Genomic DNA, 24,501 nt, shown 5'->3' on the forward strand with positions numbered 1-24,501 from the left:
CTCGCCGCATCGCACGCAGCCGTCGGAATCGATATCCTCACTCGGCCACGACCACCGGAATCGACACCCGCACCCGCGTCCCCCGCGGCTCCCGGTCGGCGTACGCGACGTCGGCACCGATCGCGGCGGCCCCCCACGCGACGACCCACAGCCCCAGCCCGGAGCCGTGTTCGAGGGCGGTCTCCCGCCCGGACTCGACCGCCTCGACCTCGTGGTCCGGGATGCCGGGACCGTCGTCCTCGACGGTGAGGACGAAGCGGGCGTCGTCATCACCGCTGGCTCTCGCTTCCCGCCGGAGTGAGGCCCTGACCCACGTCCCGCCGTCCTCGCGTTCGGTCCCCTCGCCGTCGTGGTGGTCGACGGCGTTCTCCACGGTGTTCTCGACGACCGCGCGGAGCGCGTCGGGCCTGACGTTCGTGGTCCAGCCCGCCTCGTCGCCCTCGCGCTCAGCGCCGTCCACGTCGAGTTCGACGGTCGCGTCGCCGTCACGCTCGCGGGCGTCCGCGACGACCGAACGCAGGAGGTCGCGGACGTCCGTCGGCTCGGGGTCGCTGTCGGCGAGGAGCTGCTCGACCGTACCGGCCTTCTCGCCGAGCGCGGCCAGCGCGCCCGCGCGGCGCTCGATGGCGTCGGCCATCCGCACCAGTTCCGGGTCGTCGAGGCGGTCGCGGAGGATCTCGCCGTACCCGTGGACGACCCCGGCGTCGTTCCGGAGGTTGTGACGGAGGATGCGGTTGAGCACCTCCAGCTGCTGCCGGCGGCGCTCCCGCTCGGTGACGTCGGAGAGAACGACCGTGTATCCGACGTGCGTCTCGTTGGGGTCGGTCAGCGGGGAGACCGACACCGCGTAGGTGCGGCGGCCGGCGCTCCCGGCGTCGATCCGGACCGTCTCGCGGGAGCCGCCGCCCGCCTCCTCGTCGACACCGGACTCGCCGCCTCCCGACTCGACCACGGCGTCGTCGCCGACCCGGACCGGGAGCTCCAGGAAGTCGGCGAGCGGGCGGTCGCGCGCGGTCTCGGCGTCGACGCCCAGCACCGCCTCGGCGGCGGGATTGAGCCGGACGACGCGGCGGTCGAGCGCGAGCGCGACGATGGGGTCCGCGAGGTCGTCGATCGCGGTGCGCTCGGCGGCGCGGCTAGTCGTCGGGTTCCGGTCGAACATCTCCGCGCGGTTGAACGCGTACGCGTCGAGGACCATGTGCGGGACGAACATCAGCGGCGCGAGCTGGAGCTGGGGGACTGAGCCGAGCTCCAGCGTCCACGCGACCAGGGCGAACCCGGGCGGCAGCGAGCTGAGCGCGACCGCCGCGCTCTCCCGGCGGTACAGCGGGCCGTAGCTGAGCAGCGTGTCGACCAGCAGGAAGACGGCGCTGGCGACGAGGACGGTCTCGACGGCGACGGTGAGGTACGCCCACGCGCCGAACGCGTACGAGACGGTCTCGACGCCGAAGGCGGGGTCGCGGGCGAGACCGGTCCAGAAGGCACCGTGGAGGGAGTTCGTGGCGACGAGCGCGGACGAGAGGAGCCCGAACCCGACGATCGCCGCGAACAGGCGGCTGCGGACGACGTCGCTGCGGCCCGTGTACTCTAGGGCGAAGCCGAGGAACGCGATCCCCGTCCAGATCACGCCGAGCCACATCGTCGCCTCCAGCGCGACCCGAAGCGTCGGGTCCGCGACGAGCAGTCCCGTCCCGTAGGAGAGACACCACGTCGCCTGCGCGGCGAACACGCCGAGGAACCAGTCGACGCCGGGGCGGCCGCGGTGTTCGCGGATCGCCCACGCGAGCGCGAGCGCCCCCGATCCGCCCGCGAGCGAACCGACCGCCGGCCACGCGGGGACGAGATCGAGGGGCATGTGTTCCATATGACGGCGACGGACGGCGTAAAACTGTCGTGCGGCGTCGGATCGGCCGCTCGTCAGCCGGCCCAGCCACTCGTCAGCCGGTCCGGCGGGCGAACGCGACGGCGACGGGCACGAGGAGGAGCGCGCCGACGAGGAACGGCGACGCGACGGCGACCGTGTAGAGGACGGCCATCAGCGGCGGCCCGACTGTCCGCCCGAGGCTCGACGCGCCCTGCGTCACGCCGAACGCCGCCCCCTGCGCCGCGTCGTCGGCCGACGCGGAGACGAGCGTCGCCAGCGAGACGTTCACGAGGGCGTTCCCCAGCGAGAGCGCCGCGAGCGCGGCGAGCAGCGCGATAAGCGGGAGCGTGAGCCACGCCGGGCCGCCGACCGCGAGGTCGCCGGTCGCGCGGTCGACGAACCCGGACGCGGGGATCGCGACGAGCGCGACCGCGAGGACGACCGATCCGGCGGCGACGAGCGTCCGCGAGGGGACGACCCGCGAGAGCCGCCCGACGAGGACGCCCTGATTTATCGCGCCGAGGACGCCGACGTAGGTGAGTAAAAACGCCGCAGCCGTCGCGTCGTAACCGAACGCGTCCGCAACGTACGGGATGAACATCACCTGGACGCCCGCGAACGCGACGGCGACGACGAAGTACGCGACCGTCAGCGGCCGGAGCGTCGCGGAGGCGAGCGCGTCGCGGAACTGCCCGATCACCGTCGTCGACCGGCCGTCGACCGCTCCTGCGGGGCGCGTCCGTGTCGGCTCGTCGAGGAACGCGAACCCGACGGCGACCGCGAGGAGGCTCATGCCGGCCGCCGCGAAGCTCGGCAGCGAGTACGCCGTCGCCGGGACGAACGCCGGGAGGAGCGCGTCGGCGCGGGCGACGACGGGGTCGGCGGCGAGCAGTCCGCCGATCGCCGGGCCGAAGACGAAGCCGAGTCCGAACGCCGCGCCGATGAGTCCGAGCGCGCCCGCGCGCCGGTCTCGGGGGGTGATGTCGGCGACGTACGCCTGCGCGGCGGCGATGTTGCCGCCCATCGCGCCCGCGAGCGTCCGGGAGGCGAACAGCGTCGCCAGCGCCGCGGCGGGACCGAACCGCGCCCCCGCGACCCCGGCGTAGCCGAACGTCACCCACGCGACGCCGGCGGCCGCGAGCGACGCGAGCAGGACGGGGCGGCGACCAATCCGGTCGGAGAGCCGGCCGAGCGTGGGGGCCGCGAGGAACTGCGCGAGCGAGTACGACGCCGCGAGCAGCCCGATGAAGGCGTCGCTGACGCCGAACGACCGCACGTAGAAGGGCAAGATCGGGATCACGATCCCGAAGCCGACGAGGTCGATGAACACGACGCCAATCACGACCGCGAGCGCGCGCCGGGGGTTTTCGACCGCCGAGGACCGCGGGGCGTCGTCGCTTGCGGCGTCGGCGGTTTCCGTCGCGTCGTCCCCGATCGACGCCGCGCCCGCTTCCGGGTGTGTCACGGTTGCGAGACGCCGCGTGCGAACTTAAAAATCCGGTGCCGGCGGGGAGTCGTTGTCGGCGAGGAGTCGTCGGCGGGGAGTCGCCGGTGGGAACGGTCGCCGCTAGTGAGAACGGCCGCCACCGATCGGACCGGGCTACAGGTGTCGCTCGATCACGCGTTTCGCCGACTGTCCCTTCTCCTTCCAGCCGTATCCCTCGTCGTACACGTGGCGCTTGGCGTCGACGAGCTCCTCGGGCGTCGACTCCTCGAAGCCGCCGCGGTCCCACGCGCCCGACTCGCGGAGCCACTCGATCACGTTCTCGCGGGTCTCCGGCCACGAGAGCCCAACCATCTCGTACCACGCCACCATCGCGAAGACGGCGTTGTCGTGACAGCCCGGGACGGAGCCGTGTTCGTAGACGGTCCGCATCGGCTCGCGGGTCGGCTCGGAGACCAGCTCCTTGAACTCCGCGGCGGTGAGCAGCCGGAGGCGGTCGCCGTCCTCGACGACGCGTTGATCGCGCCGGAGCGCGCCGAGCGCGGCCTTGTGGAGTCCGCCCCAGTCGGCCGGGACCGCGTCCCGCAGCGCCGCCTCCGAGAGCCCGTCCGGCTCGGCGGAGAGCACCGACAGCAGGTCCGTGTACGCCTTCTCGACGGTCGGCCAGCTCACGCCCTCGAACTCGCAGTCGGCGTCGTGAAGGCTGTTGGTCGTCCGACAGCCGGGACACGGGTAGCGGAACGTCGGCACGACGCGACCCTTCGACGCCGCGGGAGTTAGGGGTTTCGCGACGACGGTCACGAACGTTCTCGGGGTTCCGAAACGTTTACTCGCCGCCCGGACGCGACTACAGACGGTATGACAAAGGTCAGCGTTATCGGTGCGGCGGGGACCGTCGGAGCCGCTGCCGGCTACAACCTCGCGTTACGGGACGTGGTCGACGAGCTCGTCTTCGTCGACATTCCCGACCAGCGCGAGACGACGATCGGACAGGCCGCCGACGCGAACCACGGCGTCGCCTACGACTCGAACACGACCGTCCGGCAGGGCGACTACGCGGACACCGCCGGCTCGGACGTGGTCGTGATCACGGCCGGTATCCCGCGCAAGGAGGGCCAGACGCGGCTCGATCTGGCCGGCGACAACGCGCCGATCATGGAGGACATCGGCTCGCAGCTCGCCGAGCACAACGACGACTTCGTCACGGTCACCACCTCCAACCCGGTCGACCTCCTCAACCGCCACCTGTACGAGGCGGGCGACCGCGACCGCCACAAGGTGATCGGGTTCGGCGGGCGGCTCGACTCCGCGCGCTTCCGCTACGTCCTCTCGCAGCGCTTCGACGCGCCCGTCACAAACGTCGAGGCGACGATCCTCGGCGAACACGGCGACGCGCAGGCACCCGTCTTCTCGAAGGTGCGCGTGAACGGTCACGACCCGGCGTTCGACGCCGACGAGCGCGAGGAGATCCTCGGCGATCTCCAGGAGTCCGCGATGGACGTGATCAGCCGGAAGGGTGCCACGCAGTGGGGCCCCGCCACCGGCGTCGCTCACACGGTCGAGGCCGTCCTGAACGACACCGGCGAGGTGCTCCCCTGTTCGGTCGTCCTCGACGGCGAGTTCGGCTACGAGGACACCGCGCTCGGCGTGCCCGCGAAGCTCGGTTCGGACGGCGTCGAAGAGGTCGTCGAGTGGGACCTCGACGAGTACGAGTCGGACTTACTCGACGAGGCCGCCGAGAAGCTCTCCGAGCAGTACGAGAAGATCGCGTAGCGGACGCGGTCGCGTCCGGGCACTCGGTCGGACCGCCGCGGCGACCGCCACCCGCCGGGCTTTTATCGCTGCCCCGCGCCCGGTACGGCATGAACCGCGCCGAGATCGACACCGACGACCTGCTGAAACTCGTCCTGCTGCTCGTCGTGGTATGGCTTCTCGTGGAGATCGTCGAGACCGTCCTCGACATCGCCTTCTGGGTGTTCGACGCCATCCCGACGCTGATCGGGATCGCGCTCGTCGTCGTGATCGCCTTACACCTCGCGGACCGGATCTAATCTAGCGGCGACGTGTTCAGCCTCAACGTCCCGCTTTCTCCCGGAGTCGACCGCCTCGCGACCGATCTCCACCCGAAACTGAAGGGCTTCGATACGGTCCGCGAGCGCCGGACGCTCGTCTGTAAGCGGTTCGGCGTCGACGACGTGCGCGACCCGGACGATGACGCCGGCGCGACGCCGACGAAAGACGACGCCCTCGACCGACTTCGCGGCCGGCTCGGTCGCCCGCTCGCGGAAATCGACCCGTTCGAGGTCGCCGTGACCGGCGTCGACGTCTTCGACGTGCCGGCCTCCGGGTCGCGCCCGGTGGTGTATCTCACGGTCGAGAGCGAGGGGCTCGTCCGGCTCCACCGGCGGCTCTGTGCCGCGTTCGGAGCCGTCGAGGGGATCGAGGGTGACGACTACGTCCCGCACGTCACGCTGGCGCGGGGCGGGAACCCCGAGCCGGGCGCGGTCGCGGGGGTGGTGGACGCCGCGTTCGAGCCGATCCGGTGGCGCGTCCACGCGCTCGACGTGTGGGATCCCGAGTTCCGCGAGGTCGCGGCGACAATCGAGTTATAGGTCGTTCGCGGAGCGGGATTCGTCGATGCGGTCGCTCACCGATACGTCGTTTGTAGCTCGGTGACCGACACCGCCGAAGCCCCAGTCGCGAAACCGCCACACGCTCGCTGCGCTCCTCGGTCGTTCGCTCCGCTCACTCTCTGCGGTGCTTGCGTCGCCTGTGGCGGTTTCGCGACTGCCCCTTCGAGTCCCGCCCCGCACAGCAATCGTACCTCAGGCCTCCCCAGCCTCGTCAGTCGCCGTCGCTTCGCTCCGGCGACTGACTCCCTCGCGCGGTGCTCCTTGCGGTCGCCGGGGGCGACCGCTCGGAGGCACGCGCCACCGCCGAATCGAGTAGAAAGAATAGCAAACCGATTCAGTAGAGTCGCTCACGCGCTATCTGTCGCGTCCGGCTCGTCGACCGCGTGGTGCGGTCCCACCGGTCCGTGGGTCGGACAGACCCCGGCGATCGGCGTCGCGTTGAGACAGCAGGCGCGCTGCTCGCCGGCGACGAGGCCGCGAGAGAGGGGGTCACCGCAGCGAGCGCAGTAGGCGTCCGCTCCGTCGGTCCCGTCGCGGCCGCCGGCGTCCGCCGTCACGGTCGCTCGCGGAGCCGCATCGGCACCGGGTGGTTCGGGTGCATCGTCAGCGAGCCGCGCAGGGAGAGGTCCGGCCCCTCGTAATCGAGTTCGAACCGCGAGCAGACTTCCGCGAGGATGAGCTTCGCCTCCAGCAGCGAGAAGGACTTCCCGATACAGTGGCGCGGACCGCCGCCGAACGGGAAAAACGCGAACCGAGGCCGCCCGCTCCGACGCTCCGGTCGCCACCGGTCCGGATCGAACGCCTCGGGGTCGTCGTACCAGCGGTCGGAGCGGTGGACGACCCACTGGGAGACCATCAGCGCGGACCCCTCCGGGATCCGGTACCCCCCCAGTTTCACGTCGAGCTTGGGCTCGCGGAACAGCGTGTAAACGGGCGGGTAGAGGCGCATCGACTCGTTGAGCACGCGCTCGGTGTACTCCATCTCGCGGACGTCGGCCGCGGTCGGGGGACCCTCAGCTGTCGCCGCCTCGGCCTCGCGCTCGACTCGCTCGCGGGCCTCGGGGTGGTTCGAGAGCAGGTAGAAGGTGTAGGTGAGCGCGAGCGCGGTGGTGTCGTGGCCAGCGAGCAGCATGGTGACCAGCTCGTCGCGGAGGTTCTCGTCGGTCTGCTCGCCGCGGTCGCGGGCGCGGAGCAGGACGGACAGCAGGTCCATCGGCAGGTCGCCGTCGCCGTCGCCGGCGGGACCGGGCACCGCGACGCCCTCGGAGCCGGCGGGGTCGACGCTCGGGTCGCGCTCCGTGCCGCGGCGGCGGTCGACGATCCCGTCGATGACGGATTCGAGGGTGTCGATCGCCGCGTCGAACTCGCGGTTCTCGCGGGTCGGCACCCAGTTCGGGATCAGGTACCGGCGGGGGTCCGGCTCGAACCGCGCGCCGAGCGGTTCGAGGTTCTCCTGTACCGTCTTCACTTCCTCGTCGGTGATGTCGGCCCCGAACATCGCCGAGACGATGATCTTCACGGTGAGCCGGGCGACTTCGAGCTGGACGTCGACGACGTCGCCGTCGCGCCAGTCGGCGAGCTGCGACCGGGTGTGATCGACCATCGTCCCGTCGAGCGCGCCGATCCGCCGGTTGTGGAACGAGGGGTTCGCGAGCTTGCGCTGGCGCTGCCACGTGTCGCCGTCGCTCATGAGGAGCCCGTCGCCGAGTAAGGCGTCCATCGCGTCGTCGCCGAACTGGGGCTTCCGGTACCGCTCGGCGTCGGCGACGAGCACGCGCTCGACGTCGGCGGGGTTCGTGAGCAGGTACGTCTCGCGGGGGCCCAGATCCAGCCGCACCACGTCGCCGTAGCTGTCGGCGCAGGCGCGGAGGAACCCGAACGGGTCGTCGGCGAACTGGCGACCGTTCCCGAACACGGGGTCTCCGAGGGGTCCGGGCGGCGTGACTGACATACGATTTCTGGGGGTTGAGCGGGGTTAAACGTTCGGCGGAGCGAAGGAGAGACGCGGGACGCGACGGGGTTCGGACGGAGGAAAGCGGCGGTGATCGAGACGGAACGAGGGCGTCGCGGACGCGGAGGGGACCGCGGTGACTACCGGGCGTCGAGCTGCTCGACGCGGGCGATCAGCTCGTCGACGGCCGCCTCCTGGTCGTCGGTGGCGTCGACGATGCGCTGGGTCGCCTCCTCGGTGCGGTCGGAGCGCTCGCGGACCGCCTCCAGCGACGAGGTGAGCTCCTCGACGGTCGCCGCCTGGTCGTCAGTGGTGCGCGCGACCTCCGCGACGCCCGCGGCCGCCTCGTCGACGGCGTCAGCGATCTCTTCGAGCGAGTCGAGGACCGTCTCGATCTCGGTGCCCGCGTCCTCGATGCGGTCGTGGGAGCGCTCGACGGCGGTCGTGGTCTCCGCGGACTGCGCCTGAAGCTTGTCGAGGCTCTCCGTGATCTCCTCGGTGTAGCCGCGGGTCTCGTCCGCGAGCTTCTTCACCTCCTCGGCGACGACCGCGAAGCCGTCCCCGCCCTCGCCGGCGCGGGCGGCCTCGATGTTGGCGTTCAGTGCGAGCAGGTTCGTCTGCTCGGCCACGTCGGAGATCACCTCGATGACCTCCTCGATGTCGTCCATCCGCTCGGAGAGCGCGCCGACGCTCTCGACCAGCTCGTCGCCGATCTCGACGACGTCCTCGGTCGCCCGCCGCGCGTCCTCGCTGGCGTCGAGCCCCTCGTCGGCGGCGTCGGCGGCGGCGACCGCGGCGGAGTCGACCTCGTCGGCCGTCGCGGCGACCTCCTCCATCCCCGCCGAGAAGGACTGCATCTCCGAGACGCTCTCTTCGAGCAGTTCGTTCTGCTCGTCGACGTTCTGGGCGATGTCGGCGGCCGCGGCGCTCGCCTCGTCGACGGTGGCGTCGAGGTCGCGCGCCTTCTCGTGGACGCCCGAGGAGAGCGTATCGAGGTTGTCGGCCATCTCGTTGACCACGTCGACGACGCGCACGAGGTCGGCGTCGAGCCGCTCGAAGGCGGCGCGGCGCGTGGCCCGGGCGTCGAGGTCGCCCTCGCCGATCGCCTCCGCAGTCTCCCGGATCTCGTCGACGAGCTCGCCGGTGGCGTCGCGGTCGTTGACGTTCTCGGTCCGGTCGATGACGACCTCCGTGACGCCGACGAGTCCGCCCTCGTCGTCGTACAGCGGCGTCGCCGTGAACTCGATGTGCTTCTCGTCGCCGTGGCGGTCGACCATCGTGCTGGTGTCGCGGAACCGGGTCTGCGCGCCGCCGACGCGGTCGACGCCGTACGCCTCGTCGGCGTCGGCGGGGGCGTCGAGCACCTTGTCGGCGAGGGTGTCGGCCCGGCGGCCGTCGGGGTAGAACAGCTCGGAGACGTGGGCGTGTCCGACCGCGTCCTCGCGGTCGACGCCGGTGAGCTCCGCGATCGGGTCGTTCCACTCCGCGACGTTCCCCTCGCAGTCGAGGATGAACGTCGGCACTCCGGTGGCGTTGAACACCTGCTCGAAGCCCGCGGCCGAGAGCGTCGCCGCGCGGTTGACGCCCTGCTCGTTGGTGACCGAGTATCCCTCGTCGAACGCGACGCCGCCGTCGTCGGCCGCGGCGTCGCCGTCCGTCGGCCCGCCGGAGCCGTCGCCCTCGACGACGACGCCGCCGTCAGTGACCGACTGCGAGCCCCCATCACGACCGATCAGCCGCCCGAACGTCTCCCGAAGTCCCCTCATAACTGCGTGTCCCTCTCGACAGCATCCGCATAAACGCTCGTCCCCGGAACTCAGGTTTGATAATCACTGAGACCGGCCGCCCGCAGCGTTCAAACGCGTTCGGCGGCTACGGCGATCCGAGACCGATGGACGCCGACGCGGTGCGCGAGCGGGCCGGAACCCTCCCGACGGAGCCGGGAGTCTACCAGTTCCGGAAGGGCGAGACGACGCTGTACGTGGGGAAGGCGCTCGATCTCCGCGACCGGGTGCGGTCGTACGCGGACCCGCGTTCCGGGCGGATCCGGGGGATGGTCGAGCGCGCCGACCGGATCGAGTTCGCGGTCACCGACACGGAGACGCAGGCGCTCCTCTTGGAGGCGAACCTCATCAAGCGGCTCCGCCCGCGGTACAACGTCCGGCTGAAAGACGACAAGTCGTACCCCCTCGTCGCCTTCTCCGACCACGAGGTGCCCCGTATCGAGGTCACCCGCGACCCCGAGGCGGGCGCGGTCGCCTACGGCCCGTTCACCGACGTGGGGCGCGTCGAGACGGTGGTGAAGGCGGTCCGAGACGAGTACCGGCTGCGTGGCTGTTCGGACCACAAGTACGAGGGGCGCGAGCGGCCCTGCCTCGACTACGAGATGGGGATCTGCTCCGCGCCCTGTACCGGCGAGATCGACCCCGAGAGCTACGCCGAGGACGTGGCGACCGCCCGCCGGTTCTTCGAGGGCGAGACGGGCGTCCTCGCCGACCCCCTCCGGCGGCGGATGGAGGCCGCAGCCGAGGCCAACGAGTTCGAGCGCGCCGCGAACCTCCGGGACCGCCTCGAAGCCGTCGAGGCGTTCCACGGCGAGGGCGGCGAGGCCGTCAGCGACCGGCGCGACGACCGCACCGTCGACGTGCTGGCGGCCGCGGTCGAGGGCGAGGACGCCCGCGTGGCCCGCCTCCACAGCGAGCGCGGGCAGCTGGTCGACCGGAGCCGACACCGCTTGGACGCGGCGGCGGTGGGGGACGACGGACGCGAGGGCGACGACGCCAGCGACGGGACGGCGAACACCCCGGCCGCCGTCCTCGCGGCGTTCCTCGCGCAGTACTACGCCGAGCGGGAGTTCCCGGACGCGATCCTCCTCGCGGAGCGTCCCGCGGACCCGGACGTGGTCGACTGGCTGGAGGGCGAAGGGGTCGCGGTGCGGGTGCCGGGGGCCGGGCGCGAGGCGAAGCTCGTCGAGCTCGCCCTGAAGAACGCCCGGAAGCGCGGCGGCCGCGACGACCCCGTGGGTGCGCTCGGCGAGCGGCTCGGGATCGCCCGCCCCGAGCGGATCGAGGGGTTCGACGTGAGCCACGCACAGGGGACCGCGGTCGTCGGCTCCGACGTGTGCTTCGTCGACGGGAGCGCCGAGACCGCGGACTACCGGCGGAAGAAGCTCACCGAGCGCAACGACGACTACGCGAACATGCGCGAGCTGGTCCGGTGGCGCGCCGAACGCGCGCTCGCCGGCGAGGACGACCGCCCCGACCCCGACTTCCTCCTGATCGACGGGGGCGAGGGGCAGCTCGGGGCCGCCCGCGACGCGCTCGCCGAGACCGGCTGGGACGTGCCCGTCGTCGCGCTGGCGAAGGCCGAGGAGCTGGTCGTCACCCCGACCGGGACCCGCCGATGGGACGACGACACCCCCGAACTCCACCTGCTCCAGCGCGTGCGCGACGAGGCGCACCGCTTCGCCGTCTCCTATCACCAGACCGTCCGCGACGAGGTGAAGACGGTCCTCGACGACGTGCCGGGCGTCGGTCCCGAGACCCGCCGCCGCCTCCTCCGGCGGTTCGGCTCGGTCGAGAACGTGCGAGAGGCCTCCCGCGACGACCTCACCGACGTCGACGGCGTCGGCGACGCGACCGCCGACACGCTCCGGGAGCGTTTATAAACCAGTCTGCGGTGGCGCGCGCCTGCGAGGCCGCCTTGCGGCCGAGCAGCGTCGCGCGAGGGAGTCGGCGGCGACCACCGGGAGCCGCCGACGAGGCTGGGGAGGCGTGAGGTGCTGTTGCGGGGCGGGACTCGAAGGGGCAGCCGGGAGGCGGGCAGAGGCGACGTAAGCACCGCAGCGAGTGAGCGGAGCGAACGAGCGAGGAGCGCAACGAGCGTCTGCCCGCCTCCCGGCTGGGGCTTCGGCGGTGTCCGTGTCGATCAACTGTTTATAAACGAGAACATCATCGTACGGTCGAGCCGTCGCGAGCGTCGCCACCGCCGATCTCTTTTGAACCGGGATCGTACACGCCGTATGCGCGCGTTCTTCGCCGTCGACCTCCCGGAGGCCCTCGCGCCCGCCGTCGCGGACGCACAGGCCGCGTTTGCGGACACCCCCGGAGTCAACACCGTCGACCCCGAACGGGCGCACGCGACACTGAAGTTCTGCGGCGATATCGGCAACGGCGACGGCTCGGATCGAGACGACCGTCCCGCCCTCGACGGCGTCATCGCCGCCGGCGAGCGCGCGGTCGACCGCGCCGGCGTCGCTCCGTTCGACTGCGAGGTCGGGGGGCTCGGCGTCTTCCCGAGCCGCGAGTACGTCTCGGTCGTTTGGGCCGGCGTCGGCGCGGGTGCCGCCGAACTGACCGCTCTCCACGAGGCCCTCGAAGCGGAGACGACCGCGCTCGGCGTCGACGCGGCCGACCACGCGTTCACCCCGCACGTCACGCTGGCGCGCGTCGAGAACGCGACCGGGGCCGAGGCGGTCCGGAGCGCGCTCGACGCCGAGGAGCCGGAAGTCGGAACGTTCTCGGTCGGCGAGATCCGGCTGATCGAGTCGACCCTGACGCCGTCCGGGCCGGAGTACGACGTAGTCCGGGCGTTCGGACTCGACTGACGCGATCGACCCCACGTTCGACGGAGAATTCTCATCGAAGATAATCGCGCCCGTGCGTTTAACGTACCGGATCGGTGAGGTGTCTACAGATGGACGACGGGCCGCGGACGGGAGGACCCTCGGAGCCGACGGAGAGCGGCGACGCCGGGCGCGACCGCGACGCCAGACGTGACCGCGACGCCAGACGTGACCGCGACGCCAGACGTGACCGCGACGACCGTCGCGCCCGCGCTGACGGCGGCCGTACTGAGGACGATCGGCCGCCCGGCCGGACGGACGACGGGCGACCACCGGCGATGGCGCGGCTCGACCGGCGGTTCGACGCCTCGGCGCGCCGGGAGGCCGCCGAGGCGCTCGGCAACCCCTCCAGTTCGATGAGCGCCGAGCGCGACCGGATCGTCGAGGCGCTGTTCGGGACCGCGCTCGACGACCCCGACGAGGGCGTCCGCGCGGCGGCGATCGAGTCGCTGTACTTCCACGGCGACGACAACGTCGACCGGCTGGCGAGGCGGATCGCCGAGCGACGGAGCGGCGAGCGACGAAGCAGCGGGAAGGGGAACGGGGATCCGGGACGGAGCGCAGCCGGGACGTTCGCGCGGTGGCTGGACCACGACCGGGCCGCGTATCGGATGGTCGGCGCGACCGGGTTGGGCGTCGTCGGGGACGAGAGCGTCGCGTCCCGGCTCCGCGAGGCGTTCGACGACGACGACGCGCGGGTCCGCGCCCGGGCCGTCGGCGGGTACGCTCGGGTGGGCGGAGAGAACGTCGAGGCGGTCCGGCCGGTGGTGAACGCGCCGAACGACCTCGTTCGCAGCGCCGCGGTCGACGCGCTCGTCGAGATGGACACCGACGAGGCAGTCGAACTGCTCGCGCTCGCGGCGCGCCGGGGGAACGAGCGGCTCCGGCTCGCCGTCGTCGAGCGGCTCGGGGACCTCGACCGGCGGGACGCGACCGGCGTGTTGCTCGGCTCGCTGGAGGACCCCTCGGAGGCGGTGCGCCGGGCCGCCGCGGCGTCCGTCGCCGCGGTCGTCGCCGAGGCGGACGCCGTCCCCGCAGGCGACGTGCGCGACCGGCTCCTGACCGAGCGCCCCTTCGAGAGCGACGGGCTGCTCGCGGCGTTCCGCGCGGTCGCCGCGGAGCGGACCGCGGCCGATCGGGCGGCGGGAACCGGAGACGGGGTCGCCGGAGCGGGAGTGCCCGACGCCGACACGCGGCGCTACGCGGCGTGGCTGTACTGCGAACTCCTCGAGGCCGCGGACCCGACCGCGGCCGACCGGTCGGCGGCGGTCGAGTGGCTGATCGACGCGCTCGACCACCGCGACCGACTGGTGGCGGACCTCGCGGCCGCGTACCTGCCGCGGATCGTCTCGGCGGACGGGACGGAGAGGGCTCCGGGCGCGGAGGAGCAACCGGACGACGCGACCGGGTCCCCGCTGGGCGTCGACGTCGAGCGAGAACTCCGGGCGCTCGCGAGCGACGGGACCGCCTCCGAGGCCGCCCGCGAGCGGGCCCGAGCGGTGTTGCGTCGGTTCAAGCGGGCCGTCGTCGAGGCGGCCGCGGACCGACACGTCGAGTACGTCTACGTCCGGTGGCCCGCGGACTACACCGAGAGCTACGGCGAGTAGGCGCGCGACCGGAGGGGCCGCGGCGGAGCTACAGCGGGACCGGGAGAACGAGCCCGCCAGCCGCGCTCACGGCCGGCGGACGAACCGGTCGCCGTCGACCGCGACGGTGAGATCGATCGTCTCGTCGAGGAAGTTCAGGACGGTGGCGACGTTGCGGTCCGCGTCGGCGTCGACGTACAGCTGTAACACCCCGCCGGCGTCGGCGAGGCGCGCGGCGAGCATGCGGACGAACGCGACCGCGCGCTCGACGTCGAAGGCGGCGACGATCTGGTGGAAGACGCTCACCTCCAGCGACACGCGCTCGCCGCGCTCGTGGTTCGCGTCGAGGATCCGCGAGACGGTCTCGCCGACCTCGTCGGGGGAGAGCCGCGGGTCGAGTTCGACGATCTCGACGTTGAGACCCTCGAAGTCGACGTCGGGCGTCGCCTCGAAGTCGTACTCGCCGGTGCTGACGATCACCGTCCGGCGGGGCCACGACGCGAGGCGCTCGTCGAGCGTGCGGACCAACCGTTCCGGGGCGGGCGTCACGGCGACGACGAGCCCCGCCGCGCCGTGGAAGTGGGCCCGGAGCGCGTCGGCCTCGCCGCCGGTCGGAGAGGCGTCGACCCGGACGACGCCGTCCCAGCCCACCCGGTCGGCCACGTGGACGCCGTCGGCGATGCGGTCTGTGGCGTGGCCGTGGAGGTGCGACTTGAACTCGTCGACCGCGCCGTCGGTGTCGTAGGCGGTCTTGGCGGTGGCGCAGTACGGGCAGTCCCAGCTCACGCGGAAGTCGGACTTCGAGAGCGCGTCTGAGTGGTGCGCGAGCAGGTGTGACCCCGTCACCTCGGACATGCCGGACCGGTCCCGCGTCCACGCGACGAACCCGCACCGGCCACACGCCCAGCGGCTCACCATGATCGAGAACGTGTCTCCCGAGACTCCTCGGGGACGCATGTATGTTGTGTTACGTGTGTTCGCGCCGGGCGGGCGGTCCCGACCGTGACGGTGGCGGTAAGGAAGGCGGTCGCGACGGCAGCGGGCGGGAAGACGGCGATCACGGGGTATCGACCGATCCGTCACCGGTTCCGTCGACGACGGCGAACCCGTTCTCGTCGGCGTGTTCGACCCGGACTCGAGTGACTCGCGTCGCGGTCGCGCCGGTGACGGCGAGGGTGACGTCGCCGACCGCGACGCGGTCGCCCTCCTTCGGGAGCCGGCCGAGCTGGCGGGTGACGAGTCCCGCCACGGTCTCGGCACCCGCCTGCGCGGGAAGCGAGAGCCCGAGCGTCTCGTTGAGATGCGAGACCGTCGTCCAGCCGCGGACCACGGCCGCGTCGGGTGCGACGAGGTCGACGGCGTCCGTCTCCCACCGCCCGACCAGCTCCCCGACGACCTCCTCGAAGAGGTCCTCCAGCGTCGCGATCCCGACGACCGCGCCGTGTTCGTCGACCACCATCACCATCCGCGCCTCGCTCGCGCGCATCTCCGCGAACAGCTCGTCGAGCGGCTTCGTCTCGGGGACGAACGTCGGCTCCCGCAGCGCGCTCGCGAGGTCGGCCCCGGTCCGGTCGGCGGTGATCGCGTCGCGGACGTCGACGACGCCGACCACGTCGTCGCGGTTCTCGCCGTAGACGGGCATCCGGGTGACGCCCTCGCTCGCGGCCCGCGAGAGCGCGTCCGCGGGGGTGGCCGTGTCGGGGAGCGCGACCACGTCGGTGCGGGGGACCATCACCGCGGCGACGGTCGTGGTCTCCAGATCGAGGACCCCCCGGATCATCGCGCCCTCGTCGGGGTCGAGCGCGCCGGCCGCCTCACCGGAGCGCACGAGCGTCGCGATCTCCTCGCGGGTGAGGTACGACTCGATGTCGGACGACCCTCCGGTAAAGCGGTTGACGACGCCGGAGAGCGCCTCGAACACGTACAGTATCGGGCGGAGGACGCGCTGGATCGCGACGACGATCCGGGAGACCCGGAGCGCGTGTTTCTCGGCGTTGGCGACCGCGTACGACTTCGGCGCGATCTCGCCGAAGACGATGACGAACACCGAGGTGACGAGCGTCGACCCCGTGGCCGCCTCGCCGCCGGAGAAGCCGAACCGGACGAACACCGCGGTCGCGACCGAGGCGGCGGCGATGTTGGCGACGTTGTTGCTCACGAGAGCGGTGACGAGGAAGCGGTGCGAGTCGTCGCGCAGCGCCGACAGCGCCCGCGCGCCCGGGACGTCGGTGGCGACGAGCGAGTCGATCCGGTGGGTCGGCACGGAGAACACCGCCAGCTCCGAACTGGAAAAGAAGGCGCTCACGGCGGTGAGCACGAGGATGGCTCCGACGCCGACGAACGCGATCGTGAAGTCCATGTCCCGAGCATGCGGCCGCGTATAAAAGGCAGTACCGGCGGCGGCGGTGTTCACGAACGCGCACTCTCCACCCGAAACGGAGAGGTAGATACCCACGATCGGGGATCCGATCGGCCGGCAAAACGGCGCGATGAGGAAAGCGTTAACCCCGCGCCGCGGGTGCGTTTCGGCATGAAGGTACTCGTGACCGACCCCATCGCTGACGCGGGGTTGGACCGACTCCGAGACGCCGGCCACGAGGTCGTCACCGACTACGAGAGCGAGGGCGACGCGTTACTCGACGCCGTTTCCGACGCCAACGCGCTGATCGTGCGGTCCGGAACCGACGTGAACGAGGCCGTCTTCGAGGCCGCCGCCGACCTCGTCATCGTCGGCCGCGCCGGCATCGGCGTCGACAACATCGACATCGAGGCCGCCACCGACCACGGCGTCATCGTCGCGAACGCGCCCGAGGGGAACGTCCGCGCCGCCGCCGAACACACCGTCGCGATGACGTTCGCCGTCGCGCGCTCGATCCCGCAGGCGCACGGCCGCCTCGTCGGCGGCGAGTGGGCGAAAGGCGAGTTCCTCGGGACCGAGGTGAACAACAAGACGCTCACCATCGTCGGTCTCGGCCGCGTCGGGCAGGAAGTCGCCAAGCGGCTCGACTCGCTCGGGATGGATCTGGTCGTCTACGACCCGTACATCTCCGAGGAGCGCGCGGAACGACTTGGGGCCGAACTCGTCGAGGACCTCCACGAGGCGCTCGGGCGGGGGGACTTCGCGACGATCCACACGCCGCTGCTCCCCGAGACCGAGGGGATGATCGGCGAGGACGAACTGGCCCAACTGGAGGGCGGCTACCTGATCAACTGCGCCCGCGGCGGCATCGTCGACGAGGACGCGCTCGCGGAGGCGGTCGACGACGGCGTCCTCGCGGGCGCTGCCCTCGACTCGTTCGCCGAGGAGCCGCTCCCCGACGACTCGCCGCTGCTCGACGTCGAAGAGATCGTCCTCACGCCGCACCTCGGCGCGTCGACGGAGGCGGCCCAAGAGAACGTCGCGGTCGACACCGCCGAGGCCGTCCTCGCCGCGTTCAACGACGAGCCGGTGCTCACCGCGCTCAACGCGCCCTCCGTCGACGAGACGGCGTTCCCCCGGATCGAGCCGTACATCGACGTGGCCGAGACCGCCGGGAAGGTCGCCGCGCAGCTCCTCGACGGCCGGATCACCGAGGTCGAGGCGACCTACGAGGGCGACATCGCCGCGGAGGACGTCGACCTCGTCACGGCGAGCGCGCTGAAGGGCGTCTTCGAGCCGCTGGAGTGGCAGGTGAATGCGGTGAACGCGCCGCGGCTCGCCGAGGAGCGCGGCATCGAGGTGACCGAGTCGAAGACGCGACAGACGGACGACTTCCAGAGCCTCGTCCGCGTCACCGTCCGCAACGGCGACGACGAGATCGCGGTCGAGGGGACGCTGTTCGCCGGCGGGGACGCCCGCATCGTCCGGATCGACGGGTTCCGCGTCGACGCGGTCCCGTACGGGCACATGCTCGTCGCGCGCAACACCGACGAGCCGGGCGTCATCGGCCTCATCGGCACCGTCCTCGGCGACCACGACGTCAACATCGCCGGGATGTTCAACGGCCGCGAGACGCAGGGCGGCGAGGCGCTCACCGTCTACAACCTCGACCAAGACGTGCCGGACGCCGCGCTCGACGACCTCCTCGCCGACGACCGCGTGATCGAGATCACTGAGATCACGCTGGACGCGGCCGAGGCGCGCGAAGACGAATAGCGTCACGGACCGACGGAACCGGAATCGTCGCGGACCGACGAAACCGGGGTGCGGTCGTCCGAGAACCGTCGATCGCCCGCTACTGTCGCCGCGACTCAGCCCGATCGAACCGTTGCCGCGATCGATCGGCGGCCTCGCGGAGCGAATCGGCCTCCCCGGACGACAGCGATCCGAACCCGTCGCGCCGGTCGCCGCCCGTCTCGTCGATGAGCCGGTCGAAGAGGTCGGTGAAGCTCTCGTCGTCGCGCTTCCGAGCGCGGAGTCTGTCGTACACTTCCTCCGTGACCCCGATCGTCTTCGTTCCCGTGACGTGTTTGTGTGTGGGTTTGTGTATATGAAATTCCGCGGCCCGACCGTTTTCACGGGGCCGTGCCGGCCGATCAGCCTCGAATGTGCTTCAACACCGCGTCGGCGTCGTTCGGGACCGGCTCCGGCTCGCCGCCGGCCTCGTAGGCGGCGTCGGGGTCCTTGAGGAGGTGGCCGGTCGTCAGGCAGACGACGCGCTCGTCGTCGTCGACGACGCCGGAACGGCGGAGCTTCTTGAGCCCGGCGAGGCTCGCGGCGGAGGCCGGCTCGACGCCGACGCCCTCGCTGGCGAGGTGCCGCTGCGCGGCGGTGATCTCCGAGTCGCTCACGGCGACCGCCGTGCCGCCGGTGTTGCGGATCCCCGGGATCGCCTTCGGCGCGTTGACGGGGTTGCCGATGCGGATCGCGGTCGCACGGGTCTCGACCTCCTCCCAGCGGCGGATCTCGTCGTTGCCCTCCTCGATCGCCTCGACCATCGGTGCGGCCCCCTCCGCCTGAACGCCGGTCAGCTTGGGGACCTCGTCGACGTCGAGCGCGCCCGACTGGACGAGCTCGCGGAACCCCTTGTACAGCGCCGAGGTGTTGCCCGCGTTGCCGACGGGGAGGACGATCCGGTCCGGGAAGACGCCGTAGTCGGCGTAGAACTCCTCTAAGATCTCGAAGCCGATCGTCTTCTGGCCCTCCAGCCGGAACGGGTTCAGGGAGTTGAGCAGGTACGCCTCGCCGCGGGCGGCCAGCTCCTGAACGATGTCGAGACAGGCGTCGAAGTTGCCGTCGACCTCCAGGATGCGGGCCCCGTGGAGGCTCGCCTGCGCGACCTTCCCGGCGGCGACCTTCCCGGCGGGGAGCAACACGAGCGTCCGCATGTCGCCGCGCCCGCCGTAGGCGGCGAGCGCGGCCGAGGTGTTGCCGGTGGAGGCGCAGGCGAGCGCGCCGACGCCCAGCTCCTTCGCGACGCGGACGCCGACCGTCATCCCGCGGTCCTTGAACGAGCCGGTGGGGTTCATCCCCTCGTGTTTGATCCGGAGGGCGTCGACGCCGACCGCCTCCTCGATGCGGGGGACGCGGTGGAGCGGCGTGTCGCCCTCGGGGAGCGTGACGCCCAGATCGAAGGGGAGCGCCTCGCGGTAGCGCCAGACGCCGCGGTCGGGGCCCTCGGAGGGCGCGCCCGCACCGAACTCGTCAAACGTCGGCGGGTCGTCGTAGCGCACTTCGAGCAGGCCGTCGCACTCGTCGCAGGTGTACCGGACCGCCTCGAAGGGCGCGAACGTCTCGTCGCACTCGATACAGGCGAGCCACGTCCCGTCGGCGGCGCAGTCGGGTGCCGCCGGGGCCGGGGCGTCGATGGCGAGATCCATTGAGTGAGGGTCCGTCCCGGCGGGGCTTAAGCCGGGCGGTCGGAACGGACGTTGCCGCCCGAAACGAAGGTGTTCGGCCGTCGTTGGCATCCGTCGGTCGCGGTCGCGGAACCGCCGTCTTCGTCGACGACGGCCGTCAGTCCACGATGATCTCGGAGCTGTCGTCGTCCTCGGAGCCGCCGGAGCCGAGCCGGTCCTGATACCGCTGGATCCAGTCGGCGAAGCAGTCGGGGCAGAGCCGCTGGGTGTCGATGTTCGCCCGGTCGACGCTCAGCCGGACGGTGCGCGCGAGCGCGTCCGTCGTCGGCTCGCCGCAGGCGTCGCAGGGCTCGGTCGTCGGCGCGTCGCTCATGTCCGATCGCTCGCGGCGGCGGCTCTTAAAAGTACGTCGCGGGAGCGGGACGGTCGTCGTCTCGGTCTCAAACCGTCCGGAACGCGCGGTCGCCGGCGTCGCCGAGGCCGGGGACGATGAACCCGTCGTCGTCGAGGCGGTCGTCGATGGCGACCGTCAGGAGGTCGGCCTCCGGGACCGCCTCGCTCACGCGGACGAGACCGGCGGGCGCGGAGACCGCCGAGAGCACGAACAGGTCCTCGAAGTCGTCGGCCTCGTCGAGGACGTGGTCGAGGACGGCGGCCATCGTCGATCCCGTCGCGAGCATCGGGTCCGCGACGATCACAGTGTCGTCCGGGGTGATCTCGGGGAGCTTCACGTAGTCGATGGTGATCGGGAACTCGCCGTCCTCGGTCATCCCGGCCTCCTCGTCGCGGCCAGCGGAGATGACGCCCTGTTTCGCGCGGGGGAACGCCTTCAACAGGCCCTCGACGAACGGCGTCGCGGCCCGCAGGACGTTGATGATCACCACGTCGTCGAGCCCCTTCACGCGCTCGCCGGTCGTCTCCGCTAAGGGGGTCCGGACGGGCACGTACTCCGTCTCCATCGCCCCGTCGATGATCTCGTAGCCGCAGATGCGGCCGAGTTTTACCAGCCCCTTTCGGAACGCGACCTGCTCGGTCTCGACGTCGCGCAGCCGCGAGAGGGTGTCCGTCGCCAGCGCGTGCGTGATGAGGTACGCGTCGTCGCGGTCTTCGATCGTCATTGTTCGGAGTCGGGCCCGGAATGACCTTAAAACGTGGCGAAGCGCGCGTCGCTCCCGCGGAACCGGTCGGTCGCTACCGCAGAACGAGCACGTACGTCAGCGCGAAGATGAGCAGCGCGAGCGTCGCGACGCTGCGCAGCGCGAACTCGGCGCTGCCGACGTAGTCGAGCCCCCAGACGACGATCCAAGCGAACCACGTGGAGAGGACGGCGTTCATCGCGAGCAACACCCGGGGGTCCCCGGAGGACCGCTCGACGGCGTCGCCGATGCCACGGCTGTCACTGCGTTCGCCGCTCTCGTCGCTCATACGCCGATCCGCGAGAGAGCGGCACTTATCTCTTGTCCGTCCGGCTCGTAGCGAGTCCCATGGTCGACGCGCCGCGCGCCCGCAACCGCCACGGCGAGCGGGTCGACGCCGTGCCCTTCCTCGTGGCCGCGGGGCTGGCGTTCACGCTCGTCTTCTCGTTCGGCCCGATATACGGGCTCGCGTACGGGCTGTCGCTGGCCGCGTCGCTCGCGGTCTCCGCGGTCGCGTTCGCCGGTGCGGCGGTGGTCGCGTACCGCCAGTTGGTCCGGCTGGCGCCGGTCGAAGACGCCGGGCCGCTGCCGGCCGGGCCGCGGTTCGAGCGGCTGCTGTACCTCGGGCTCGGGCTCGGCGCGCTCTTCGTCGGGCTCACGGTGCCGCTTTTGTGAACCGGACTTCGGAGTCGCCGGGGGCTCCGATGTCGCGACCATAACATAATGTGTGTATCCGTCAAATCCCCTGGCATGTCAAGCGGACCCGATTCCCCGACGTGGCTCGTGGGACAGCTGGGGCTGACCGCACTCGTCCTGCTGAGCGGTCTCCTCGCGCTGTTCGTCCTCCTGCCGTATCTCCAGTTCATTCTGTTCGGCGTGGTTCTCGCGTATATCCTGTTTCCCGTCCAGCAGCGGGCCGAGGAACACATCAGGCCCACGTTCGCGGCGATCGGCGTCGTCGTGGGCGCGTTGTTCTTCGTGTTGATCCCGATCATCTATCTCCTCACGGTCGCCATCCAACAGTCGCTCAGAGTCGTGAGTGCCGTCAGAAACGGACAGATCGACATCGCGTCGATCGAAGAACTGCTCGAAACCACCGGGTATCAGTTCGACCTCGTCGCACTGTACGAATCGAACCAAGACCGGATAGCGAGGACCCTCCAGGAGCTCACCTCGGGGGCGATCGATCTCGTCGGCAGTTTGCCGGCGCTTTTCATCGGACTGACGATCACGCTGTTCGTCCTCTTTTCGCTGTTGCGCGACGGGGAACGGCTCGTGACGTGGGTCCAGCGGGTGCTGCCGGTCGATCAAGACGTCTTGGACGAACTCCGCGAGGGACTGGATCAGCTCATGTGGGCCTCGGTCGTCGGGAACGTCGCCGTCGCAGCCATCCAGGCGGCGTTACTCGGCCTCGGGCTCGCGATCGCCGGCCTCCCCGCCGTGATATTCCTCACGGTCGTCACGTTCGTGCTGACGCTGCTCCCGCTCGTCGGCGCGTTCGGCGTCTGGGTCCCGGCCGCGGTCTATCTCGCCGCGGTCGGACGACCGGTCGCCGGCGCGTCGATCGCCGTGTACGGTCTGCTCGTCACGTTCTCGGACACGTACCTCCGACCCGCGCTGATCGGTCGGACCGGTGCGTTCAACTCCGCGATCATCGTCATCGGCATCTTCGGCGGGCTCGTCGTGTTCGGCGCCGTCGGCCTGTTCATCGGTCCCGTCGTCCTCGGCGGCGCGAAACTCGTCCTCGACTGCTTCGCACGGGAACACGGGGGAAGGTCGGCCGCCTGAGTCCCGCGACAGGGGTCGGTCCGGCTCGGCGGATCGGACCCGAATCGGCGGCGACGGACCCAGAAACTAACATGACGTAGCTCGTGCCCGTATTCATGGGAATATTTGACACGCTTACGGACGTGATGGAAGGGTCGACCCAGCGCGCACCCGGAACCGCCGGCGACGACGGCTCGGAAGGAGCGTACTGGTGTGACGACTGCGGCGTCCGCGTCCGCGACGTGAACGTCGACCAGGAGGGGTTCGACCGCGACGCGGACGGCGACCCGGTGTGTTCCGACTGCGGCGAGTCGATGCGCTTCGAGCGCGCGACCGGCAGCGGCTGCGCCTGCTGAGTGCGCGGCACGCCGCACGAAGCCCCTCAGGGCTCGCGGAGCGCGGCCTCGGCGCCCTGCTCGTCCGGGAACGGCGCGGGGTCGACGGCTGCGGGGTCGTCGCCGATCCCCGCGTCACCGACCTCCGACAGCTCCGCGTCGGAGAGGAGGGCGTCGTCGAGCCGCGCGACGAGCGAGTCCTCGTCGACATCGGTGCCGATGACGACGAACTCGGTGAGGCGGTCGCCGCGCTCGTCGTCCCAGTCGAGGGCGGGCCGGTTCGAGCGGAGCATGTCGCGCTCGACCGACGGGAGGCTCGCGATCCACGGGCCCAGCGCGGTGACGCGGACCGACCGCCCCGCCTGTCCGACCTGCTGGCGCTGCTCGGTGCCCGCGACCCAGAGCGTCCCCTTCGACCGGACCACGCCCTCGGGCAGGTCGCGGAGGATGGCGGCGATCCGGTCGGGGTGGAACGGACGCCGTCGCCGGTAGGTGAAGGAGGTGACGCCGTACACCTCGTCGGGGTGGCGGTGTGCGTGGTCGTGGTCGGCGGCGTGATCGTCGTGGTCGGCGGCGTGATCGTCGTGGGCCGCTTCGTCGGCGTCGTCTCCGCCTTCCTCGGCGTCCGCCAACGCGCGCTTCCAGCCGGGGAGGTCGCCGAGCGCTCGCTCGTCGAACAGTCCCACGTCGAGGAGCCGGTCCGGGTCGACCGCGGAGAACTCCGTGACGACCGTCTCCGCGTCGGGCTGGAGCGCGCCCACGAGGTCGACCGCCTCGTCGATTTCCGCGTCGGCACAGAGGTCCGCCTTGTTGCACACCACGAGGTTCGACACCTCGATCTGTTCGACGAGGAGGTCCGAGAGCGGGCGGTCGGCGTCGCCGTCGCCCGCGGCCGGGTCAACCCGGCGTTCGGGGGCGTCGTCGCCGCCGAAGGCGTCGAGGAACTGCCGCGTGTCGACCACGGTCACCAGCGCGTCGACGCGGTACCGGGCCGCCGCGCGCGACTCGGTGGTGAACAGGCGGGCCACGGGGGCCGGCTCCGAGATCCCCGAGGATTCGACGACGAGGTTGTCGAACGAGCGCTCGTTCGCGAGCCGCACCACCGCCGACTCCAGATCGTCTTGAAGCTCACAGCAGATACAGCCGTTCGACAGCTCCGTGACGCCCTCGACGTCGACCTCGGACCCCTCGGCGATCAGGTCCGCGTCGACGTTGACGTCGCCCATGTCGTTGACGAGGACCGCGATGTCGCGGTCGCCCGCGTTCCCGAGCAGGTGGTTCAGTAGCGTCGTCTTGCCGGCTCCGAGACTCCCGGAGAGCACGGTCACCGGGATGCGGTCGTCGGTCTCGTCGGGGTCGTCCATGTGGGTGAATGGGCGGGAG

Annotated in this window: 24 protein-coding genes; 10 read left to right on the top strand and 14 right to left on the bottom strand. The window is 71.3% G+C overall.

Translation table 11 applies throughout. The annotated features are described in order from the left end of the window. Nucleotides 1-37: 37 nt before the first annotated feature. The 3 genes from QOL69_RS08805 to QOL69_RS08815 all read right to left on the bottom strand — a co-directional run bounded on the left by QOL69_RS08805 (nucleotide 38) and on the right by QOL69_RS08815 (nucleotide 4,058). The gene (locus QOL69_RS08805) at nucleotides 38-1,855 is read right to left on the bottom strand and encodes a histidine kinase N-terminal 7TM domain-containing protein (RefSeq protein ID WP_283402880.1); all 1,818 of its coding nucleotides are present in this window, start codon (nucleotides 1,853-1,855) and stop codon (nucleotides 38-40) included. Between the two features lie 82 nt (nucleotides 1,856-1,937). Then, nucleotides 1,938-3,299 carry an MFS transporter gene (locus tag QOL69_RS08810; RefSeq protein WP_283404226.1) on the bottom strand — a complete coding sequence of 454 codons (1,362 nt, stop codon included), beginning with the start codon at nucleotides 3,297-3,299 and terminating at the stop codon, nucleotides 1,938-1,940. A gap of 165 nt (nucleotides 3,300-3,464) precedes the next feature. Next, nucleotides 3,465-4,058, bottom strand: coding sequence for a DUF7474 family protein (locus QOL69_RS08815; RefSeq protein WP_283404227.1), 594 nt, complete (start codon nucleotides 4,056-4,058; stop codon nucleotides 3,465-3,467). A 108-nt stretch (nucleotides 4,059-4,166) separates the two neighbouring features. Between QOL69_RS08815 and mdh the strand changes: the two genes are divergently transcribed. From mdh to QOL69_RS08830, 3 genes are all read left to right on the top strand, one after another. Continuing rightward, entirely contained in the window at nucleotides 4,167-5,081 is a 915-nt protein-coding gene (mdh, locus tag QOL69_RS08820; RefSeq protein ID WP_283402881.1) for a malate dehydrogenase, read from the top strand. Nucleotides 5,082-5,170: 89 nt separating this feature from the next. After that, nucleotides 5,171-5,359, top strand: a complete 189-nt coding sequence (locus QOL69_RS08825) for a DUF7554 family protein (protein ID WP_048077690.1) — start codon at nucleotides 5,171-5,173, stop codon at nucleotides 5,357-5,359. A 12-nt stretch (nucleotides 5,360-5,371) separates the two neighbouring features. Then, nucleotides 5,372-5,920, top strand: coding sequence for a 2'-5' RNA ligase family protein (locus tag QOL69_RS08830; RefSeq protein ID WP_283402882.1), 549 nt, complete (start codon nucleotides 5,372-5,374; stop codon nucleotides 5,918-5,920). Between the two features lie 368 nt (nucleotides 5,921-6,288). On the opposite strand, the gene QOL69_RS08835 is transcribed toward QOL69_RS08830, so the two are convergent. The 3 genes from QOL69_RS08835 to QOL69_RS08845 all read right to left on the bottom strand — a co-directional run bounded on the left by QOL69_RS08835 (nucleotide 6,289) and on the right by QOL69_RS08845 (nucleotide 9,658). After that, nucleotides 6,289-6,498 (bottom strand): hypothetical protein, encoded by a 210-nt coding sequence (locus QOL69_RS08835; protein WP_283402883.1) that lies wholly within the window; start codon nucleotides 6,496-6,498, stop codon nucleotides 6,289-6,291. Then, the gene (locus QOL69_RS08840) at nucleotides 6,495-7,892 is read right to left on the bottom strand and encodes a cytochrome P450 (RefSeq protein ID WP_283402884.1); all 1,398 of its coding nucleotides are present in this window, start codon (nucleotides 7,890-7,892) and stop codon (nucleotides 6,495-6,497) included. Before QOL69_RS08840 ends, QOL69_RS08835 begins: the two co-directional genes overlap by 4 nt. A gap of 140 nt (nucleotides 7,893-8,032) precedes the next feature. Next, a complete protein-coding gene (locus QOL69_RS08845; RefSeq protein ID WP_283402885.1) occupies nucleotides 8,033-9,658 on the bottom strand; it encodes a methyl-accepting chemotaxis protein in 1,626 nt (541 codons plus the stop codon). Nucleotides 9,659-9,783: 125 nt separating this feature from the next. On the opposite strand from QOL69_RS08845, the gene QOL69_RS08850 reads away from it, so the two are divergent. From QOL69_RS08850 to QOL69_RS08860, 3 genes are all read left to right on the top strand, one after another. Then, nucleotides 9,784-11,559: an excinuclease ABC subunit C gene (locus QOL69_RS08850; protein WP_283404228.1), complete on the top strand. Its 1,776-nt coding sequence runs from the start codon at nucleotides 9,784-9,786 to the stop codon at nucleotides 11,557-11,559. Nucleotides 11,560-11,913: 354 nt separating this feature from the next. Then, entirely contained in the window at nucleotides 11,914-12,498 is a 585-nt protein-coding gene (thpR, locus tag QOL69_RS08855) for an RNA 2',3'-cyclic phosphodiesterase (RefSeq protein WP_283402886.1), read from the top strand. An 89-nt stretch (nucleotides 12,499-12,587) separates the two neighbouring features. After that, nucleotides 12,588-14,123, top strand: coding sequence for a HEAT repeat domain-containing protein (locus QOL69_RS08860; protein WP_283402887.1), 1,536 nt, complete (start codon nucleotides 12,588-12,590; stop codon nucleotides 14,121-14,123). 66 nt (nucleotides 14,124-14,189) lie between these two features. Here QOL69_RS08860 and QOL69_RS08865 read toward each other — a convergent pair whose 3' ends face one another. Both QOL69_RS08865 and QOL69_RS08870 read right to left on the bottom strand, forming a co-directional pair. Next, nucleotides 14,190-15,020: a DUF7504 family protein gene (locus tag QOL69_RS08865; RefSeq protein ID WP_283402888.1), complete on the bottom strand. Its 831-nt coding sequence runs from the start codon at nucleotides 15,018-15,020 to the stop codon at nucleotides 14,190-14,192. A 139-nt stretch (nucleotides 15,021-15,159) separates the two neighbouring features. Further along, nucleotides 15,160-16,461 carry a hemolysin family protein gene (locus QOL69_RS08870; protein ID WP_283402889.1) on the bottom strand — a complete coding sequence of 434 codons (1,302 nt, stop codon included), beginning with the start codon at nucleotides 16,459-16,461 and terminating at the stop codon, nucleotides 15,160-15,162. Between the two features lie 171 nt (nucleotides 16,462-16,632). On the opposite strand from QOL69_RS08870, the gene serA reads away from it, so the two are divergent. Continuing rightward, nucleotides 16,633-18,237, top strand: a complete 1,605-nt coding sequence (serA, locus tag QOL69_RS08875; protein ID WP_283402890.1) for a phosphoglycerate dehydrogenase — start codon at nucleotides 16,633-16,635, stop codon at nucleotides 18,235-18,237. Nucleotides 18,238-18,316: 79 nt separating this feature from the next. Here serA and QOL69_RS08880 read toward each other — a convergent pair whose 3' ends face one another. The 5 genes from QOL69_RS08880 to QOL69_RS08900 all read right to left on the bottom strand — a co-directional run bounded on the left by QOL69_RS08880 (nucleotide 18,317) and on the right by QOL69_RS08900 (nucleotide 21,305). Beyond that, nucleotides 18,317-18,571: an antitoxin VapB family protein gene (locus QOL69_RS08880; RefSeq protein WP_283404229.1), complete on the bottom strand. Its 255-nt coding sequence runs from the start codon at nucleotides 18,569-18,571 to the stop codon at nucleotides 18,317-18,319. Between the two features lie 46 nt (nucleotides 18,572-18,617). After that, the gene (gene thrC / locus QOL69_RS08885) at nucleotides 18,618-19,901 is read right to left on the bottom strand and encodes a threonine synthase (protein ID WP_283402891.1); all 1,284 of its coding nucleotides are present in this window, start codon (nucleotides 19,899-19,901) and stop codon (nucleotides 18,618-18,620) included. A gap of 136 nt (nucleotides 19,902-20,037) precedes the next feature. Further along, entirely contained in the window at nucleotides 20,038-20,253 is a 216-nt protein-coding gene (locus tag QOL69_RS08890; protein ID WP_283402892.1) for a DUF7569 family protein, read from the bottom strand. A 67-nt stretch (nucleotides 20,254-20,320) separates the two neighbouring features. Further along, complete coding sequence (gene upp, locus QOL69_RS08895; RefSeq protein ID WP_283402893.1) at nucleotides 20,321-20,998, bottom strand: uracil phosphoribosyltransferase; 678 nt, start codon at nucleotides 20,996-20,998, stop codon at nucleotides 20,321-20,323. 73 nt (nucleotides 20,999-21,071) lie between these two features. After that, entirely contained in the window at nucleotides 21,072-21,305 is a 234-nt protein-coding gene (locus QOL69_RS08900) for a DUF8107 family protein (RefSeq protein ID WP_283402894.1), read from the bottom strand. Between the two features lie 59 nt (nucleotides 21,306-21,364). On the opposite strand from QOL69_RS08900, the gene QOL69_RS08905 reads away from it, so the two are divergent. The 3 genes from QOL69_RS08905 (at nucleotide 21,365) to QOL69_RS08915 (ending at nucleotide 23,139) form a co-directional block, all read left to right on the top strand. Beyond that, entirely contained in the window at nucleotides 21,365-21,691 is a 327-nt protein-coding gene (locus QOL69_RS08905; protein WP_283402895.1) for a hypothetical protein, read from the top strand. 75 nt (nucleotides 21,692-21,766) lie between these two features. Continuing rightward, the gene (locus QOL69_RS08910) at nucleotides 21,767-22,804 is read left to right on the top strand and encodes an AI-2E family transporter (RefSeq protein WP_048077585.1); all 1,038 of its coding nucleotides are present in this window, start codon (nucleotides 21,767-21,769) and stop codon (nucleotides 22,802-22,804) included. Between the two features lie 95 nt (nucleotides 22,805-22,899). Next, nucleotides 22,900-23,139: a hypothetical protein gene (locus QOL69_RS08915; RefSeq protein ID WP_283402896.1), complete on the top strand. Its 240-nt coding sequence runs from the start codon at nucleotides 22,900-22,902 to the stop codon at nucleotides 23,137-23,139. Nucleotides 23,140-23,165: 26 nt separating this feature from the next. On the opposite strand, the gene QOL69_RS08920 is transcribed toward QOL69_RS08915, so the two are convergent. Then, entirely contained in the window at nucleotides 23,166-24,482 is a 1,317-nt protein-coding gene (locus QOL69_RS08920; RefSeq protein WP_283402897.1) for a CobW family GTP-binding protein, read from the bottom strand. Between the last annotated feature and the right edge of the window lie 19 nt (nucleotides 24,483-24,501).

Origin of the sequence: Halorubrum sp. DM2 (genome assembly GCF_901686465.1) — an archaeon.
In the GTDB taxonomy this organism is placed as follows: domain Archaea; phylum Halobacteriota; class Halobacteria; order Halobacteriales; family Haloferacaceae; genus Halorubrum.

Coding starts and splice junctions, on each gene's coding strand:
- QOL69_RS08845 (WP_283402885.1), bottom strand. CDS start 9,658: ATGAGGGGACTTCGGGAGACGTTCGGGCGGCTGATCGGTCGTGATGGG.
- mdh (WP_283402881.1), top strand. CDS start 4,167: ATGACAAAGGTCAGCGTTATCGGTGCGGCGGGGACCGTCGGAGCCGCT.
- QOL69_RS08870 (WP_283402889.1), bottom strand. CDS start 16,461: ATGGACTTCACGATCGCGTTCGTCGGCGTCGGAGCCATCCTCGTGCTC.
- QOL69_RS08805 (WP_283402880.1), bottom strand. CDS start 1,855: ATGCCCCTCGATCTCGTCCCCGCGTGGCCGGCGGTCGGTTCGCTCGCG.
- QOL69_RS08860 (WP_283402887.1), top strand. CDS start 12,588: ATGGACGACGGGCCGCGGACGGGAGGACCCTCGGAGCCGACGGAGAGC.
- QOL69_RS08900 (WP_283402894.1), bottom strand. CDS start 21,305: ATGAGCGACGAGAGCGGCGAACGCAGTGACAGCCGTGGCATCGGCGAC.
- QOL69_RS08905 (WP_283402895.1), top strand. CDS start 21,365: ATGGTCGACGCGCCGCGCGCCCGCAACCGCCACGGCGAGCGGGTCGAC.
- QOL69_RS08915 (WP_283402896.1), top strand. CDS start 22,900: ATGGGAATATTTGACACGCTTACGGACGTGATGGAAGGGTCGACCCAG.
- QOL69_RS08920 (WP_283402897.1), bottom strand. CDS start 24,482: ATGGACGACCCCGACGAGACCGACGACCGCATCCCGGTGACCGTGCTC.
- QOL69_RS08825 (WP_048077690.1), top strand. CDS start 5,171: ATGAACCGCGCCGAGATCGACACCGACGACCTGCTGAAACTCGTCCTG.
- QOL69_RS08910 (WP_048077585.1), top strand. CDS start 21,767: ATGTCAAGCGGACCCGATTCCCCGACGTGGCTCGTGGGACAGCTGGGG.
- upp (WP_283402893.1), bottom strand. CDS start 20,998: ATGACGATCGAAGACCGCGACGACGCGTACCTCATCACGCACGCGCTG.
- thpR (WP_283402886.1), top strand. CDS start 11,914: ATGCGCGCGTTCTTCGCCGTCGACCTCCCGGAGGCCCTCGCGCCCGCC.
- thrC (WP_283402891.1), bottom strand. CDS start 19,901: ATGGATCTCGCCATCGACGCCCCGGCCCCGGCGGCACCCGACTGCGCC.
- QOL69_RS08850 (WP_283404228.1), top strand. CDS start 9,784: ATGGACGCCGACGCGGTGCGCGAGCGGGCCGGAACCCTCCCGACGGAG.
- QOL69_RS08890 (WP_283402892.1), bottom strand. CDS start 20,253: ATGAGCGACGCGCCGACGACCGAGCCCTGCGACGCCTGCGGCGAGCCG.
- serA (WP_283402890.1), top strand. CDS start 16,633: ATGAAGGTACTCGTGACCGACCCCATCGCTGACGCGGGGTTGGACCGA.
- QOL69_RS08840 (WP_283402884.1), bottom strand. CDS start 7,892: ATGTCAGTCACGCCGCCCGGACCCCTCGGAGACCCCGTGTTCGGGAAC.
- QOL69_RS08865 (WP_283402888.1), bottom strand. CDS start 15,020: ATGGTGAGCCGCTGGGCGTGTGGCCGGTGCGGGTTCGTCGCGTGGACG.